The organism is Mesobacillus subterraneus (genome assembly GCF_020524355.2).
Taxonomy (GTDB): Bacteria; Bacillota; Bacilli; order Bacillales; family Cytobacillaceae; genus Mesobacillus; species Mesobacillus subterraneus_C.
This window is the reverse complement of the sequence record NZ_CP129019.1, coordinates 2,479,210-2,495,729: the sequence shown is the minus strand read 5'-3', so window position 1 is coordinate 2,495,729 and position 16,520 is coordinate 2,479,210. Positions and strand designations below refer to the sequence as shown.

General features: G+C 41.2%; 16 protein-coding genes and 2 pseudogenes. All 18 read left to right on the top strand.

From position 1 onward, the window contains the following. The first annotated feature begins 241 nt into the window (after positions 1 to 241). The 18 genes and pseudogenes from trmFO to LC048_RS12860 all read left to right on the top strand — a co-directional run bounded on the left by trmFO (position 242) and on the right by LC048_RS12860 (position 16,489). The gene (gene trmFO / locus LC048_RS12945; protein WP_226600598.1) at positions 242 to 1,549 is read left to right on the top strand and encodes an FADH(2)-oxidizing methylenetetrahydrofolate--tRNA-(uracil(54)-C(5))-methyltransferase TrmFO; all 1,308 of its coding nucleotides are present in this window, start codon (positions 242 to 244) and stop codon (positions 1,547 to 1,549) included. Between the two features lie 60 nt (positions 1,550 to 1,609). After that, positions 1,610 to 2,512: a tyrosine recombinase XerC gene (xerC, locus tag LC048_RS12940; RefSeq protein ID WP_306047919.1), complete on the top strand. Its 903-nt coding sequence runs from the start codon at positions 1,610 to 1,612 to the stop codon at positions 2,510 to 2,512. Between the two features lie 20 nt (positions 2,513 to 2,532). Further along, complete coding sequence (hslV, locus tag LC048_RS12935; RefSeq protein WP_226600600.1) at positions 2,533 to 3,075, top strand: ATP-dependent protease subunit HslV; 543 nt, start codon at positions 2,533 to 2,535, stop codon at positions 3,073 to 3,075. A 19-nt stretch (positions 3,076 to 3,094) separates the two neighbouring features. Continuing rightward, the gene (gene hslU / locus LC048_RS12930; protein WP_306047918.1) at positions 3,095 to 4,501 is read left to right on the top strand and encodes an ATP-dependent protease ATPase subunit HslU; all 1,407 of its coding nucleotides are present in this window, start codon (positions 3,095 to 3,097) and stop codon (positions 4,499 to 4,501) included. A gap of 130 nt (positions 4,502 to 4,631) precedes the next feature. Beyond that, positions 4,632 to 5,411, top strand: coding sequence for a GTP-sensing pleiotropic transcriptional regulator CodY (gene codY, locus LC048_RS12925; protein WP_214901964.1), 780 nt, complete (start codon positions 4,632 to 4,634; stop codon positions 5,409 to 5,411). Between the two features lie 482 nt (positions 5,412 to 5,893). Beyond that, entirely contained in the window at positions 5,894 to 6,289 is a 396-nt protein-coding gene (gene flgB / locus LC048_RS12920; RefSeq protein WP_226600602.1) for a flagellar basal body rod protein FlgB, read from the top strand. A 2-nt stretch (positions 6,290 to 6,291) separates the two neighbouring features. Continuing rightward, positions 6,292 to 6,741 carry a flagellar basal body rod protein FlgC gene (gene flgC / locus LC048_RS12915; protein ID WP_226600603.1) on the top strand — a complete coding sequence of 150 codons (450 nt, stop codon included), beginning with the start codon at positions 6,292 to 6,294 and terminating at the stop codon, positions 6,739 to 6,741. 45 nt (positions 6,742 to 6,786) lie between these two features. Further along, positions 6,787 to 7,066, top strand: a pseudogene (fliE, locus tag LC048_RS12910) (flagellar hook-basal body complex protein FliE). 78 nt (positions 7,067 to 7,144) lie between these two features. Beyond that, complete coding sequence (gene fliF / locus LC048_RS12905; RefSeq protein WP_226600605.1) at positions 7,145 to 8,740, top strand: flagellar basal-body MS-ring/collar protein FliF; 1,596 nt, start codon at positions 7,145 to 7,147, stop codon at positions 8,738 to 8,740. Between the two features lie 11 nt (positions 8,741 to 8,751). Continuing rightward, positions 8,752 to 9,768, top strand: a complete 1,017-nt coding sequence (gene fliG / locus LC048_RS12900) for a flagellar motor switch protein FliG (protein ID WP_226600606.1) — start codon at positions 8,752 to 8,754, stop codon at positions 9,766 to 9,768. Beyond that, positions 9,752 to 10,522: a flagellar assembly protein FliH gene (gene fliH, locus LC048_RS12895; RefSeq protein WP_226600657.1), complete on the top strand. Its 771-nt coding sequence runs from the start codon at positions 9,752 to 9,754 to the stop codon at positions 10,520 to 10,522. The genes fliG and fliH overlap by 17 nt, the downstream gene beginning before the upstream one ends. Further along, a pseudogene (fliI, locus tag LC048_RS12890) lies at positions 10,522 to 11,836 on the top strand (flagellar protein export ATPase FliI). Before fliH ends, fliI begins: the two are co-directional and overlap by 1 nt. Before the next feature lie 7 nt (positions 11,837 to 11,843). Then, a complete protein-coding gene (gene fliJ, locus LC048_RS12885) occupies positions 11,844 to 12,290 on the top strand; it encodes a flagellar export protein FliJ (protein ID WP_226600608.1) in 447 nt (148 codons plus the stop codon). Positions 12,291 to 12,295: 5 nt separating this feature from the next. Continuing rightward, the gene (locus tag LC048_RS12880) at positions 12,296 to 12,883 is read left to right on the top strand and encodes a MotE family protein (RefSeq protein WP_226600609.1); all 588 of its coding nucleotides are present in this window, start codon (positions 12,296 to 12,298) and stop codon (positions 12,881 to 12,883) included. 21 nt (positions 12,884 to 12,904) lie between these two features. Continuing rightward, positions 12,905 to 14,137: a flagellar hook-length control protein FliK gene (locus LC048_RS12875; protein ID WP_226600610.1), complete on the top strand. Its 1,233-nt coding sequence runs from the start codon at positions 12,905 to 12,907 to the stop codon at positions 14,135 to 14,137. 10 nt (positions 14,138 to 14,147) lie between these two features. Then, complete coding sequence (flgD, locus tag LC048_RS12870; RefSeq protein WP_226600611.1) at positions 14,148 to 14,777, top strand: flagellar hook assembly protein FlgD; 630 nt, start codon at positions 14,148 to 14,150, stop codon at positions 14,775 to 14,777. Between the two features lie 17 nt (positions 14,778 to 14,794). Then, the gene (locus LC048_RS12865; RefSeq protein ID WP_226600612.1) at positions 14,795 to 15,184 is read left to right on the top strand and encodes a TIGR02530 family flagellar biosynthesis protein; all 390 of its coding nucleotides are present in this window, start codon (positions 14,795 to 14,797) and stop codon (positions 15,182 to 15,184) included. 81 nt (positions 15,185 to 15,265) lie between these two features. Beyond that, complete coding sequence (locus LC048_RS12860) at positions 15,266 to 16,489, top strand: flagellar hook protein FlgE (RefSeq protein WP_226600613.1); 1,224 nt, start codon at positions 15,266 to 15,268, stop codon at positions 16,487 to 16,489. The last annotated feature ends 31 nt before the right edge of the window (positions 16,490 to 16,520 follow it).

Genomic DNA, 16,520 nt, shown 5'->3' with positions numbered 1-16,520 from the left:
TTTCTTTTTTTGAAACTTTTTTCTTTCTTTTTCGTGAAGGAAAGTGCAAAATGGTACTGAATCAGGGTAAAGTAAGGAAGATTGAGTATATAATAGAAGCATTATGTCAAGGCAGATGTTATAATGATTCTTTTGGAAAGGAAGTTGCTTATTTTTTGTCTTTCGAAATTCTTAGAGACTGGGCAACTTGGATTAGATTAAGCAAACGCGTAATTTTTAATAGCTACTGGAGGAAATGGAAATGACTGAAGCTACAGTAAATGTCGTTGGCGCCGGATTAGCCGGAAGTGAAGCTGCATGGCAGCTTGCCGAAAGAGGCATCAAAGTGAACTTATATGAGATGAGACCGGTAAAGCAGACACCTGCTCACCATACAGATAAATTTGCTGAACTGGTATGCAGCAACTCCTTGCGTGCAAATACGTTAACAAATGCAGTTGGTGTATTAAAAGAAGAGATGAGAAAGCTTGACTCTGTCATCATTGGTGCGGCAGACGCATGTGCTGTACCGGCAGGAGGGGCTTTGGCAGTGGACCGCCATGAGTTTGCGGCCCATGTTACGAGCCGAGTGAAGGAACATCCGAATGTTACGGTATTTAATGAAGAAATTACTGAGATTCCACAGGGGCCAACCATCATCGCTACGGGACCTTTGACAAGCCAGGCGTTATCCCAACAACTGAAGGAGCTTACAGGGGAAGAATATTTATATTTTTATGACGCTGCCGCTCCTATTATTGAAAAAGACAGCATCGACATGGATAAGGTCTATCTGAAATCCCGATATGACAAAGGGGAAGCAGCATACCTTAACTGTCCGATGACAGAGGAAGAATTCGATCGTTTTTATGAAGCTTTGATCTCTGCTGAAACAGTTCCGTTGAAGGAATTTGAAAAAGAAATCTTTTTTGAAGGCTGTATGCCAATTGAGGTTATGGGCCAAAGAGGAAGGAAAACGATGCTATTCGGTCCGATGAAGCCGGTTGGCCTGGAGGATCCTAGAACTGGAAAACGCCCTTATGCGGTAGTGCAGCTTCGGCAGGATGATGCTGCGGGGACACTTTACAATATTGTAGGCTTCCAGACTCATCTGAAATGGGGACCGCAAAAGGAAGTCCTTCAACTGATTCCTGGTTTGGAGAACGCTGAAATTGTACGATACGGTGTCATGCATCGTAATACCTTCATCAACTCCCCTAAAGTCTTAAAAGCAACATATCAATTCAGGAATAGAGAAGATTTATTCTTTGCCGGACAAATGACTGGGGTGGAAGGATATGTGGAATCAGCTGCAAGCGGAATGATTGCTGGAATTAATGCGGCACGTCTTGTAAAAGGTGATGAGCCGGTCGAATTCCCACATGAAACAGCAATGGGGAGCATGGCCAGGTATATTACAACAACGAACGCTAAAAACTTCCAGCCTATGAATGCCAACTTCGGGCTTTTCCCTGATCTACCAGAAAAAATCAAAGGCAAGCAGGAACGTAATGAGAAGCATGCTTCCAGAGCATTGGAAACAATTCAGAAATTTGCGAAAAATTTGTAATTTATATTGCGAGGGCTATACAAATATGATACTATTTAGTAGCCCTTGTGAGGTGACGAGATGGAAGGAAATGTGAACAATTCTTTAAACTTATTTATTGAATATTTACAAATCGAAAAAAATTACTCACAATATACAATTGAACATTACCAACATGATATTAGGGAATTTTTTTTGTTCATGTCTGAACAAGGCCTGACTGGACTTGATGATGTTGAGTATGCTGATACAAGGATTTACCTCACGAAATTATTTGACCAGCAGCTCTCAAGAAAGTCTGTTGCCCGCAGGATTTCATGTATGCGTAGCTTTTATAAGTTTTTGCTTCGCGAAAAAATGGTAGGAGATAACCCTTTTTCCCTCGTATCGATACCGAAACTTGAAAAGAGATTGCCGGATTTTTTTTATGAAGAGGAGCTTTCTCAGCTATTTAACGCCTGTGAAACCGAAACAGCGATTGGGAAAAGGAACAAGGCCCTTTTGGAACTGCTATACGCTACGGGGATCCGTGTAGGTGAGTGCTGTAAAATCCAGCTGAAGGATATAGACTTATCTACATCTACAGTTTTAATTCATGGAAAAAGGAAAAAGGATAGATATGTGCCTTTCGGAAGTTTTGCTCAGGATGCGATTGAAGACTACATAAAAAATGGAAGACCAGAACTTCTGAAGACTAAAGATGATCATAGCCACATGTTCCTGAATTTTCGGGGTGGTCCACTGACAGACAGAGGAATCAGGGAGATCCTGAATAAGCTGATTGAAAAGTCTGCCCTTACTGGGAAAATCCATCCTCATAAACTGCGCCATTCCTTTGCCACGCATATGATGAGCAATGGAGCAGATATGAGAACTGTCCAGGAGCTGATGGTCCATGCGTTCCTGTCTTCAACGCAAGTATATACCCATGTTACGAAAGAGCACTTGCGCAATATTTATATGTCACATCATCCGAGGGCTTAAGCCAAAAGGAGGACGAAGGAATGTCAGAATTCCATGCCACAACGATATTTGCTGTTCAACATAAAGGTCAATGTGCAATGTCAGGCGATGGGCAGGTGACCTTTGGGAATGCTGTAGTGATGAAACACACAGCAAAGAAAGTCCGAAAGTTGTTTAATGGTAAAGTGATTGCTGGATTTGCCGGTTCTGTCGCAGATGCGTTCACCCTGTTTGAGATGTTCGAAGCAAAGCTTGAGGAATACAATGGTAATCTTCAAAGAGCCGCAGTTGAACTTGCAAAGCAATGGAGAAGTGATAAAGTCCTAAGGAAACTCGAGGCAATGCTCATTGTATTGAATGAGACTGATATGCTTCTTATCTCCGGAACAGGAGAAGTCATTGAACCTGATGATGGCATTTTGGCGATCGGTTCAGGAGGTAATTATGCCTTGTCTGCTGGCCGTGCATTAAAGCAATATGCTGGAGACCATTTAACAGCAAAAGAAATCGCGAAGTCTTCATTGGAAATTGCCGCTGACATTTGTGTTTACACAAACCACAATATTATCGTGGAAGAACTGTAACGGAAAAGGAGTGTTGAGTGTGAAACAAACGACAAATTTAACTCCAAGGCAGATCGTGGAAAAGCTAGACCAGTATATTATCGGTCAAAAGGATGCTAAAAAAGCTGTTGCAGTTGCTCTCAGAAATAGATATCGCCGCGGCTTGCTCGCTGAAAATATCCGGGATGAAATCATACCTAAGAATATCCTGATGATTGGACCTACTGGTGTAGGTAAAACAGAAATTGCCAGAAGGATGGCTAAGTTAGTTGGCGCTCCTTTCATCAAGGTGGAAGCAACAAAGTTCACTGAAGTCGGTTATGTTGGCCGTGATGTCGAATCCATGGTTCGAGATCTTGTTGAAACCTCAATCAGGCTTGTAAAAGAGGAAAAAATGGAGCGTGTTAAGGAACCGGCAGAAGAAAATGCAAACCGCCGTCTGATCGAGCTGTTAGTCCCTTCGGCGAAAAAATCAGTGAATTACAAAAATCCACTTGAAATGTTGTTCGGTGGAAGCCAGCAGCAGCCTGAACAAGAGCAAAACCAAACAGAAGACTTAGGCTTATTCGAAAAGCGTAAAGTCATTAAGGAAAAGCTCGCAAAAGGCGAACTTGAGGAGGAGCTTGTGACCGTCGAAGTCGAGGAGCAGACGCCTTCCATGTTTGATATGCTCCAGGGTTCTGGGATGGAACAAATGGGAATGAATATGCAAGATGCTTTAAGTGGCCTGGTGCCTAAGAAACGCAAGAAACGAAAGCTGCCTGTACGTGAGGCCAGACAGGTATTAATCAATGAAGAAGCCCAAAAGCTGATTGATATGGATGAAGTAACCCAAGAAGCTACATACCGTGCTGAGCAGGCAGGCATCATTTTCATTGATGAAATTGATAAGATTGCCAGCAAGAATTCCGGTGGCTCCAGTGCAGATGTTTCGCGTGAGGGTGTTCAAAGAGACATTCTTCCGATTGTGGAAGGGTCGACGGTTAACACGAAGTACGGGACTGTTAAAACAGATCATATCTTGTTCGTCGCTGCAGGTGCGTTCCACATGGCAAAACCTTCCGATCTGATACCCGAATTGCAAGGGCGTTTCCCAATCAGGGTAGAGCTTACGAAGCTGACAGTTGAGGACTTTTACAGGATTCTTATTGAACCTGACAATGCACTTACAAAGCAATATGAAGCTTTATTGGAAACAGAAGGTATACAAATTGAATTTTCTGACGATGCTATTCGTAAGATAGCTGAAGTCGCGTATGAAGTAAACCAGAATACAGACAACATCGGAGCGAGAAGGCTGCAGACAATCCTTGAGAAGCTGCTTGAAGACCTGAGCTTTGAAGCACCAGATATCAATCTGGAGAAGGTCGCGATCACTCCGCAATATGTAGAAGAAAAACTTGGCGCTATCTCAAGAAACAAAGATTTAAGCCAGTTCATATTATAATGGTTAATCGTTTAATGCATACTCAATAGGGTAGACAAATATAGACTGCTTACTGTGCTAAAGTTTTGAAACTAGCCTGGAAAATTAAAATAAATGATTTTTTGTTTAAAGCAAATAGGAGGAAGAAACAATGGACTTACTATCAAAAACTAGAAAAATTAACGCTCTGCTCCAAAAAGCTGCCGGCAAACCGGTAAACTTTAAAGAAATGTCAGAAACTCTAAGCGAAGTGATCGAGGCTAATATCTTTGTTGTCAGTCGCAGAGGAAAGCTTTTAGGCTTAGGAATTAATCAGCAAATTGAAAACGAGCGCATGGTAAAAATGCTCGAAGATCGCCAATTCCCTGAAGAGTATACGAAGAATCTATTCAATATCCAGGAGACATCACCGAACCTGGATGTTGAGAGTGAGTATACAGCATTCCCTGTTGAAAACAAAGAGCTATTCAAAAACGGCTTAACAACGATTGTGCCAATCATCGGGGGCGGCGAGCGTCTTGGAACATTGATCCTTGCTCGTCTTGAAGAACAATTCCATGACGATGACCTAATTCTAGGGGAATATGGCGCGACTGTGGTAGGAATGGAAATCCTTCGTGAAAAGGCAGAAGAGATTGAGGATGAAGCACGCAGCAAAGCTGTAGTCCAAATGGCAATTAGTTCACTATCATACAGTGAACTTGAAGCGATCGAGCATATTTTTGAAGAACTTAACGGAAAAGAAGGTCTGCTCGTTGCTTCCAAAATCGCTGACAGAGTCGGCATCACTCGTTCCGTAATCGTCAACGCACTACGCAAGCTAGAAAGCGCAGGGGTTATCGAATCACGTTCCCTAGGAATGAAAGGAACTTATATCAAAGTATTAAATGACAAGTTTCTATTCGAACTTGAAAAGCTAAAAAACAACTAAATTAAAGAATGAAAAAATCCGCTGAACTTCAGCGGATTTTTTTGGTCCTATTAAAAAGCAGTTTTAGTTAGCCCTGGTACTATTTTATGTTACAAAAATATTGCGGTTTTTTTACACTGATCAAAATAACAAATTAAAAACAATGGGTTCTTTAAGGGATTAATGGCAAAATCAATACTAATGAATAGGTAATTGAACCTTTAATTCAGTGGAAAATAACACGGATAATCATTCTTTATTCCTATTTATTTTAAAAAACTTTACAAAAAAATAGAGATAATTATTAAAAATATAATGATAACTAAACTAATAGTTCTTTTAGCCTATTTTGAAAAATGAGCATTATGCATGATAAAAATTAACTGAAAGTACATAGACAGATTATTTCAGATTCTTTACAATTAGGAATATAATGACGAAATTCAGCATGGAACTACAAAATTCAGCAAAATAATCTGTGTGGCTATTGCGAGGTGCAAAAATTGAAGTTGTTTTCAAACACTGTATCAACCCTCGAACATGCGTTGAACTATTCTTCTGCGAAGCAAAAAGTCATTTCGCAGAATATCGCGAATGTTGATACACCGAACTATAAAGCAAAGAACATGTCCTTCAAAGCGGTATTTCAGGATGTGATGGGCAATTCCTTTCAAGCGAATAGATCAGATGCCCGCCATTATGAATTCAGCAGTAAAATGAGTCATTTGCCTGGAGTCGTTACTAATCCAAACGTCAATTATAACGAGAATGGCAACAGCGTTGATATGGATAAAGAAATGGCCGATCTGGCTGCGAACCAAATTTACTATAATGCTCTGACTGAGAGGATCAATGGGAAATTCAACTCTCTCCAAACAGTTATCAGGGGAGGTAAGTAAGCATGACCATGTTTCATAGCATGAGCACGACTGCATCTGCGTTAACTGCCCAGCGCCTCAGAATGGATGTCATTTCTTCCAATATGGCGAATGTAGATTCGACAAGAGGTGTAAATGGCGAGCCGTATCGGAGGAAAATGGTTGTCCTACAACCTAATGAAGGAAACTTTTCTTCATTCCTTAATAAAGCAATGGGGAAAACAGACGGAGCAGGGGCGGGAAATGGAGTTAAAGTATCAAGGATAATTGAGGACAGGGAAAATCCACTTAAAATGGTTTTTGATCCAGAACACCCAGATGCAAATCAAGAAGGATATGTTGCATATCCCAATGTCGATCCTTTAAGGGAAATGGTCGATTTAATAAGCGCGACACGATCTTATGAAGCAAATGTCACAGTTTTCAACGCCTCCAAGGGCATGATGATGAAAGCACTTGAAATAGGAAAGTAAGGTGAGAACTAAATGAACTCAGCTGGAATTAATTCTGTTAGCCAAATGGTCAGACCATTTGATTCAAAAGTGTCTACTCCCACACCTACACCATACGAAGCGCAAAAGAGTTTTTCGTCCGTACTTAAGCAATCTATTGAGAATTTAAATAAAACTCAGATTCAATCAGATGCAATGACGGAAAAACTAGCTCGGGGGGGAAAACGTTGACCTCCACCAGGTTATGATTGCGAGCCAAAAGGCGAGCATTACACTGCAGGCCACAATGGAAGTCAGAAACAAAGTGGTTGAAGCATATCAGGAAATGATGAGAATGCAAGTTTAATAGTAAGAGCTAAAAACTAAGATTATATCGGTTATTAGCTGTATAAAAAGAAGAGACTTAATAACCGGGGGGATTGAAATGAAAGAAACCATTCAAAAGTATATACATACAATGAAGGATTTCTGGCAAGGGCGCACCAGAAAGCAAAAAATCAGTCTTGGTGCGTCTGTTTTCTTTGTATTGACAGTAGCCGTCCTTACAGCTTTTTTTACCTCGAGGACGTCCCTAGAGCCGCTTTATAGCAATCTTTCTCCAGCCGAGACTGGAAGTATTAAAGAAAGCCTTGATGCAAGGGGCATTAAATCTGAAATTGCAGATGGCGGCAATACCATCCTTGTTCCGAAAGAATCGGTTGATAGCTTGAAAGTTGAGCTGGCAGCCGAAGGGATTCCTAAATCAGGGAGTATAGATTATTCATTTTTTAGCCAAAATGCCGGTCTTGGTATGACGGATAATGAATTCTTTGTTTTAAAATTGGATGCAATGCAAACAGAACTTGCTGATTTGATGAAAGGAATAGATGGTGTCAATGATGCGAAGGTAATGATCAACCTGCCTGAGAAAGGGATTTTTGTTAGCGATAATGAACAGCCAGCATCAGCATCCATTGTGCTAAACACAAGCCCGGGCTATCAATTTAAGGAAGATCAAATCAATGCACTCTATCACTTAGTGGCTAAAAGTGTTCCGAACCTTCCTACAGATAATATCGTCATCATGAATCAATATTTTGAGTATTTTGATTTAAAAAATGAAAATAATTCCAGTGGAGCATCATTTGCTTCTCAGCATCAAATCAAACAGCAAATTGAGAGAGATGTCCAAAGACAGGTCCAAAATTTGCTTGGTACTTTGATGGGGCATGATAAAGTAGTTGTTTCCGTTACCGCCGATATAGACTTTACCCAGGAAAACAGAGAAGAAAACATTGTAGACCCTGTTGATAAAGAAAATATGGAAGGCATCGCAATCAGTGCGCAGCGAATTACTGAAACCTTCACTGGAAATGCAGATCAAGCTGGCGGAATTCCAGAAGGAGGAAACCCTGGTGAAACTACAGGGGCTCAATATCTTGAGGGAACAAATGGCAACGGAGATTATGAGAGAGTCGAAGAAACAATTAATAATGAAGTCAGCAGAATTCGCAAGGAAATTACCGAGAGTCCATACAAGGTAAGAGATCTTGGGATTCAGGTCATGGTCGAACCGCCAACTCCAGATGACCGAAATTCATTGCCGCAGGAACGGGTAGAGGATATTACAAAAATTCTAGGTACTATCGTCAGAACGACCATTGATAAAGAGTCGTTAGGCACAGAACTAACGGATGAAGTCATCGAAGATAAGGTCGTTGTATCCGTGCAGCCGTTTAACGGTAAAGTTACCTTCGATAACAATAATACTGTAGAGAAACTGCCTTGGTGGGTATACCTAGTTGGCGGATTATTGCTAGCAGGTATTGTAGTCTTATTACTTTTATTTATGAGATCGAGGAAGAAAGAAGTAGAAGAAGAATATGTAATGGAAGAAGAATATGAGCAAATTCGTGTTCCTGATGTGAACAAGGAATTTGAGACAGAAGGCACAATGAAGAAAAAACAGCTGGAAAAAATGGCGAAAGAAAAGCCGGAGGATTTCGCAAAGCTATTGCGAACCTGGATTTCTGAGGATTAGGAGGAGGACCAATGGTGAGGAAAGACCAAAAGGAATTAACAGGAAAACAGAAGGCAGCAATCCTCCTGATTTCGCTTGGTCCAGATGTTTCTGCTTCGGTTTATAAGCATTTAAGTGAAGAGGAAATTGAAAAGTTAACACTTGAAATATCAGGTGTGAAGAAAGTGGACTCGCTGGCAAAGGAAGGGATTTTGGAAGAATTTCACAGCATTGCGCTTGCTCAGGATTATATCACTCAAGGTGGAATCGGTTATGCGAAGACGGTGTTAGAGAAAGCATTAGGGACCGATCAGGCCGCTGTGATCATCAATAGATTGACCTCGTCACTGCAAGTGAGGCCGTTTGATTTTGCTCGAAAAGCGGATGCTGGGCAAATTCTCAATTTCATTCAAAACGAGCATCCACAAACAATCGCACTTATACTTTCTTATTTGGATTCCGCACAAGCAGGCCAGATTTTATCTGAACTGCCCCAAGACGTCCAGGCGGATATTGCACGTCGTATTGCAGTGATGGACAGCACATCGCCAGAAATTATCAATGAGGTCGAGCAAATCCTGGAAAGAAAGCTTTCAGCCACTGTAACTCAGGACTATACGCAAACTGGCGGAATTGAGGCTGTAGTTGATGTATTGAACGGAGTGGACCGCGCAACCGAACGCACTATTTTAGATGCACTGGAAATCCAGGATCCTGAACTGGCAGAGGAAATTAAAAAGAGGATGTTCGTATTCGAAGATATTGTCACACTTGATAACCGTGCTATCCAGCGTGTTATCAGAGATTGTGAAAACGAAGATCTCATGCTTGCTCTTAAAGTTTCAAGTGATGAAGTCAAAGAAATTGTCTTTAAAAATATGTCTAAGCGTATGGTCGAAACCTTCCAGGATGAAATGGAATTCATGGGTCCTGTAAGGCTTCGTGATGTAGAAGAAGCACAATCCAGGATTGTCGCTATTATCCGCCGTCTGGAAGAATCTGGTGAAATCGTCATTGCCCGTGGCGGAGGAGATGATATTATTGTCTAGGCTTATCAAATCTCAATACACTAGCGCTATGCCCGCAGAAAAGAAGGTCATCTCTATCAGGGTGTTAGAATCATCACAACAACAAGAAGTCCCACAGATCTTCACTCATACAGAAGATGAAAGAAGGCGGATCCTCGAGGGTGCTCTAGCTCAGGCGGATAATATTGTGTTGAAGGCCAGTGAGGAAGCTGAACAGATTCGTCAGCAAATCCAACTGGAACAACGAGAATGGGATCAGCAAAAATCTTTATTGGCCGAAGAATCCAGGCAGCAGGGCTTTGAAATAGGCTATCAGGAAGGTAGAACCCAGGGGTATGAAGAGTACCGTCAAACAATCATGTTTGCCCAAGAAACGGTTGATGCGTCAAAAAAAGATTACGAGAATCATATTGAATCATCAGAAAAGGTGATTCTTGATCTCGGGGTGAAAATAGCCGGGAAGATAATCGGGAAAAAACTAGCTGAAGATGAAGCTTTCCTTCCCCTTGTAAAGAGAGCGTTAAAAAACTCCAGGGAGTACATGGATATTCAGTTGCACGTAAATCCGAAATACTTCCAGGAATTGCTTATTCAAAAAGATGAACTGATTGCCATCTTTCCGAAGGATATTGATTTCTATATTTACCCAGATGACGATCTTGAGGAAACATCATGCATCATCGAATCTGAAAATGGCAGAGTTGACGCAAGTGTAGATAGCCAATTGGAAGAAATCAAAAATAAGCTGTTTGAAATGCTGGAGAGTGAACAATAGTGAAGGCCAAGGATTTATTGGAACATGTCGACTTTCTGGATAGTTTTAAACGTTATGGACGAGTTAAAAGAGTTGTTGGCTTAATGATTGAGTCCCAGGGTCCTGAAAGTTCAATAGGCGATGTCTGCTTTATACATGTGGGCACAAAGAAAAAGCGGAAAATCCAAGCGGAGGTTGTCGGCTTTAAAGAGGAAAACGTCATTTTGATGCCGTATACATCTCTTCACGATATATCACCTGGAAGTCTCGTTGAAACGACGATGAAACCACTTGAAATTAAAGCAGGGACGGGATTGATTGGCAAAGTCGTTGATTCGCTGGGTGTGCCATTGGATCAGTCCAGCCTTCCAAAAGGATTGGCGTCAGTTCCTACAGAACAAGACCCTCCCAACCCTTTGAGCAGACCGCCAATCTCGGAACCGATAGAAGTCGGAGTCAGGATGATTGATAGCCTGCTGACCGTTGGGAGCAGCCAGCGTGTTGGGATATTTGCCGGTAGTGGTGTAGGGAAAAGTACATTGCTTGGAATGATTGCCAGAAATACTACAGCAGACCTGAATGTCATTGGGCTGATTGGTGAACGGGGTCGAGAAGTCAGGGAGTTCATCGAACGTGATTTAGGACCGGAAGGACTAAAGCGTTCGATAGTAGTTGTTGCCACTTCAGACCAGCCTGCATTAATGCGGATCAAAGGAGCTTATACAGCAACAGCGATTGCAGAGTACTTCCGAGATAAAGGACTGAACGTCATGCTGATGATGGATTCAGTTACACGAGTGGCAATGGCGCAGCGTGAAGTAGGTCTAGCAGTTGGAGAACCTCCTACCACTAAAGGCTATACTCCTTCAGTATTTGCCATCCTTTCAAGACTTCTTGAAAGAACCGGGACGAATGAATTTGGATCGATAACAGGTTTTTATACCGTCCTTGTCGATGGTGATGACATGAACGAACCTATTGCTGACACAGTAAGGGGAATCCTGGATGGCCATTTTGTATTAGACAGGGATTTAGCCAATAAAGGGCCAGTACCCTGCAGTGAACGTATTGAAAAGCATTAGCCGAATCATGAACAATATTGTCGCCGATGAACATGTCAAAGCGGCTGAAAGATTAAGGGAATTACTAAGTACCTATATCAACGCTGAGGATTTAATTAATATCGGGGCATATAAAAAAGGTACTTCTGCCGAGATAGATGAAGCGATTATGAAGTATCCACAAATTCTAAATTTTTTAAAACAAGGTACTAATGACAAAGTCTCAATAAATGAGAGTGTCCAGGCTTTATTGCAGCTAGTAAGGAAAGGTTGATGGATCAATGCGGTATCAATTCAAGTTTGATAAGATCCTTTCACTCAAGTCGAGAGAAGTGGACGAAGCACAAGTCGTGTACCAGGATTCAGTCAAAAAGTTCGAAGAGGCGGCTGACAGACTCTATCATCTTCTGAAGAAAAAAGAAGATCTTGAGAGCTTCCAATCAGACAGGCTTCTGGACGGTTTGCCTGTCCAGGAAATACGGCACCATCAACAGTTTATCGGCAATCTTGAAAAATCGATTGCCCACTATCAGAAAGTTGTGATGAATGCGAGAAACATCATGAATTATCAACAAGTGCAGCTGATGGAGAAAAATCAGGAAGTAAAAAAGTTTGAAAAAATCAAAGAAAAAGACCATCTTCGATTTCTGGCAGATGCAAAGTATGCAGAAAGCAGGATGATGGATGAAGTCTCGATTCAGCAATATATGAACCGGGAAATTAGGTGATCAGTGTGGAGGAAAAAGAAAATCAGGATGGAAACAAGCTTCAATGGTTTTTATATGTGATCGCGATTCCAACCTTGTTCGCGATTGTTATTGCGTTATTTGCGCTTTCGATTCTAGGGATCAATATTTTCGATACAGCGAAGGACATCGGAGGGAAAGTACCTTTCATATCTCAGTTTGTAAAGGAAGAAAAGCCGCTATCCATTGAAGAATTTGAAAAAGATATCATCAGCCTTGAAGCAGAAATTAAAGACCGCGAAGCAAAAATGGATCAACTGAAGTCTAAAATCGATAGCAAGGATACACAGCTAAAACGAATGGAATTGGAAAAAGCACAGCTTCAGGCACAAATAGAGGAATTAACCGCGATCCAGGAGGAAAACAAGCGGGCCTTCCGGGAAATCGTCAAAACCTATGAAACAATGTCAGCGAAGAGTGCTGCTCCAATTATTTCTAAAATGGACACAGATGAAGCCGTGAAGATTCTGACAAACATTAAGCCAGAAACACTTGCGTCCATAATGGAAAAGCTTCCCGCCGAAGAAGCAGCGAAGTATACAGAGATATTGACGAACGAAGCTAACAGTAATTAGCTGACGTGAATTCGAGAGGAGGTGAAAACATTGGAAATAGGAGGTCTTGGTTTTTTTAATTCTATTGCTGCTGGAAAACAGACACTGTCCGTAAATAGTGGTGCTGCTGGAAGCTTCGCAGAGTTAGTGTCAACAGTATTATCCGGAAAAGCAGAGTTAATCCCCTCATCTGAAGCGGCGCAGAGTGAAAACCTTGAAAGTCTGGGTGCCTTGGCAGAAATGATTAACATAAACGATCTTTTAGACTTAGAAGATGGACTGAAGTTGCTGGATGTATTGAAATCAGACACTGGAAATCTATTACCTAAGGCACTGGCGCATTTTGGGATAAACAAAGAAGATTTGAAGCTGTTTATTCAAAAATGGACAGGAAACAGTGAAAATGATATCGAGAGTATCTCTGAAGATGAGCTCTTGTCATCCTTAGCGGTTATCATAACAGGAATCGCCAATCAAAATGGAAATCAAATACTCGGAAAGATCGAACAAAATGATTTACACACATTAAAGGCACTTAAACTTTTAGAATTAATGACTAAATATGCTGATGGGAATGAATATAAAAGCTATGATTCTGTGAAAGAATCCCTGAAGAATCTTGGTGAGGAATTAAAGAACCTTTTTGAAACGAGTAAACCAAATCCTCATACGGATTATTTTCAAAAAAGATTTACCCTGTTAGCGAGTGATTTAAACCTTGTAAACTCAAAAAAAATGACTTTAACAGAGGGCAGCTCAGCATTAAAGACGGATAGTCCAGCAGGAACTGTTGCTTACCTTCCCCAGATGACAAAGGTTGAACAATTGATGCTAACAATGAATAGCCCAGAAAGACCGGTCTCACCTGAACAATTAATGAAACAATTTGAATCGATTCTTTCGAAATCGCATTTCATGAATAGTGGGGGAACTCAAAAACTATTCATAAAATTATTCCCTGAGCACCTTGGGAGCATCCGTATAGAGCTTTTTCAAAAGGATCAAACGATGATGGCGAGAATAATAACTACATCTGGAACGGCAAAAGAAACGCTGGAGTCACACATTAATGGTCTTAAACAGGCCTTTGCAGCACAAAACCTTTCAGTGGAAAGGATTGAAGTGACTCAGCAGCAAAGCCAGCAAGAACGATTCCTGAATAGAGATTCCCAGCAACAGGAGCGGCAGCCAAACAGAGGACAGCGGGAAACAAAAGAAGAAACAGGGGATTTTAACCTTTCTTTTGAAGAAGCACTGCTAAATACTGAAGTTTAGGAGATAGACAATGGTAAATTCAATCAATTCTACTTATCTGCTTTCCAATCTTCAAAAGGACAGGAAAGCTGGTTCGGATATACTTGGAAAAGATGATTTTTTGAAAATCCTGATGACTCAGCTTCAGAACCAGGATCCCATGAATCCAATGCAAGATAAGGATTTCATAGCTCAAATGGCAACATTTTCAACACTTGAGCAAATCACAAATATGGGAAAATCAATCGATCGTTTTGTACAGGCTGAACAGCAAAATAAAATGATATCCTACAGCCAGTTTGTCGGAAAAGATGTCACATGGCATAAAATTGAAACCGCAAATGGCGAAGAAACCATTCAACAGGGAAATGGAAAGGTAGCCTCTGTGCAGTTCAAGGAAGATACGGTTTCTTTTATTCTTGAAGATGGGAAGATCCTGGAGCCAGCGAATATTTCACAGATCAACGAGTTATCAAGTGAAAATCATATGCTGCAGGCAAGTATGTTGATTGGAAAAACAATTACCTATCTTGATGAAAATAAACAAGAAAAATCAGCTAATGTCCTTTCCGTTTCATTTAAAAATGGGAAAACATCCTATTTACTAGATGATGAGAATAAAACAAGCATCATTTCTTCACAGATCACCAAAATTCAATAACGTAAGGAAGTGATGTAATGGATAAAACAAATTTTAATCCAATTCATTCACTGCCTGTTAACAGGACACACCTTAAACCTGTAAAAGCCAACCAATTAACACAAACATCTTTTTCCTTGCAATTGCAAAATGCAATTCAATCAAAGAATCAACTGACTATAAGCAAGCATGCAACTGAACGACTGGAGCAGAGGGGAATCAATATCTCCCAGGAGCGCTGGAACAGGATCGAGGAAAAAGTTAGTCAGGCTAAGGCCAAGGGCGTGAGTGATTCACTCGTTCTGCTAAAGGACGCTGCACTGATTGTCAGTGCAAAAAACAACACTGTCATTACAGCGATGGGAAGGCAGGAAGCAGCCGAACAAATATTCACCAATATAAATGGAACAATTGTTATGGAAAATTAAAAATCAAAAGGCTGGACCTTTACGGAGGCCTGGGCTGTGGACCGATTGAAGCAGCCCCAAAATCGAAAGGAGTTTTGAATAATGCTTCGTTCAATGTATTCAGGAATCAGTGGAATGAAAAACTTCCAAACAAAACTTGATGTAATCGGAAACAATATTGCCAATGTAAATACATACGGCTTCAAAAAGGGCCGTGTTACTTTTAAGGATACTATGAATCAAACGATTTCAGGTGCAAGTGCTGCTACCGACAATAAGGGCGGTAAAAACCCGATGCAGGTGGGGCTGGGCTCCACGATTGCGACCATCGATATGATCGACACTCAATCAAGCTTGCAAACAACAGGACGCGCCCTTGACCTTGCAATTTCAGGCGATGGGTATTTTGTTGTAAAACAGGGTCAATCACAGATGTATACACGTGCCGGGAACTTCTACTTGGATGATAATGGGACATTGGTTACTGGTGAGGGTCTGAAAGTTCAATCCTATAATCAAATAGGACAGTTAGAAGATATAACTGTTAACGTTAATGCGCTTTTACCCGCTAAGCAGACTACTGAATTAGTCATGAAGGGTAATCTTCCAAAGGACGCGAAGGGCAATTCGGAATTACTTCAGCAAATCAAGGTTGTGGATGATAAAGGAATTGAGCATGTGATTGATTTGAAAATCTCGCCTGTGGATGCTTCTACAGGATCTTGGAAGTTATCCTTTATTGATAAATCAATCACCGTCGATCCTAACAATCCAAACGCAAATGTTGTTGAGCAACCGATCACTATTCCTGATTTTAATCCTGCAAATCCACCTGCAGATTTGTCTATTACCCTGAAGGTTAATGACGGAAATAATGGAGTTAGAAACCTGACTGTACAAATGCCGGTTAAGGATTTGACAAAAGAAGGCGGCAGCATGGACGCCAATGCCTATCCAGACGGCAACACGCAAGGCGCCCTTGAAAGCTTCAATATCGGTTCAACTGGTGAAATCAACGGAGTCTTCTCAAATGGTCTCGTATTAACGCTTGGACAGCTTGCACTGGCTAAATTCAGCAATCCATCAGGACTATCAAAGGTCGGAAACAACACATTCCAGGAATCAGTCAACTCTGGGACTGCTAATATCAATGTTCCTGGTGAAGGCAGGGGCTCCATTGCAGCGGGAGCACTTGAAATGTCCAATGTGGACCTTTCGGAAGAGTTTACCGAAATGATCACGGCTCAGCGGGGTTTCCAGGCAAATACAAGAATCATAACAACATCTGATGAAATCCTCCAGGAGCTCGTAAACTTAAAACGATAGACTAGGAGAGGAGCAGGGCTGAAAGGGCAAT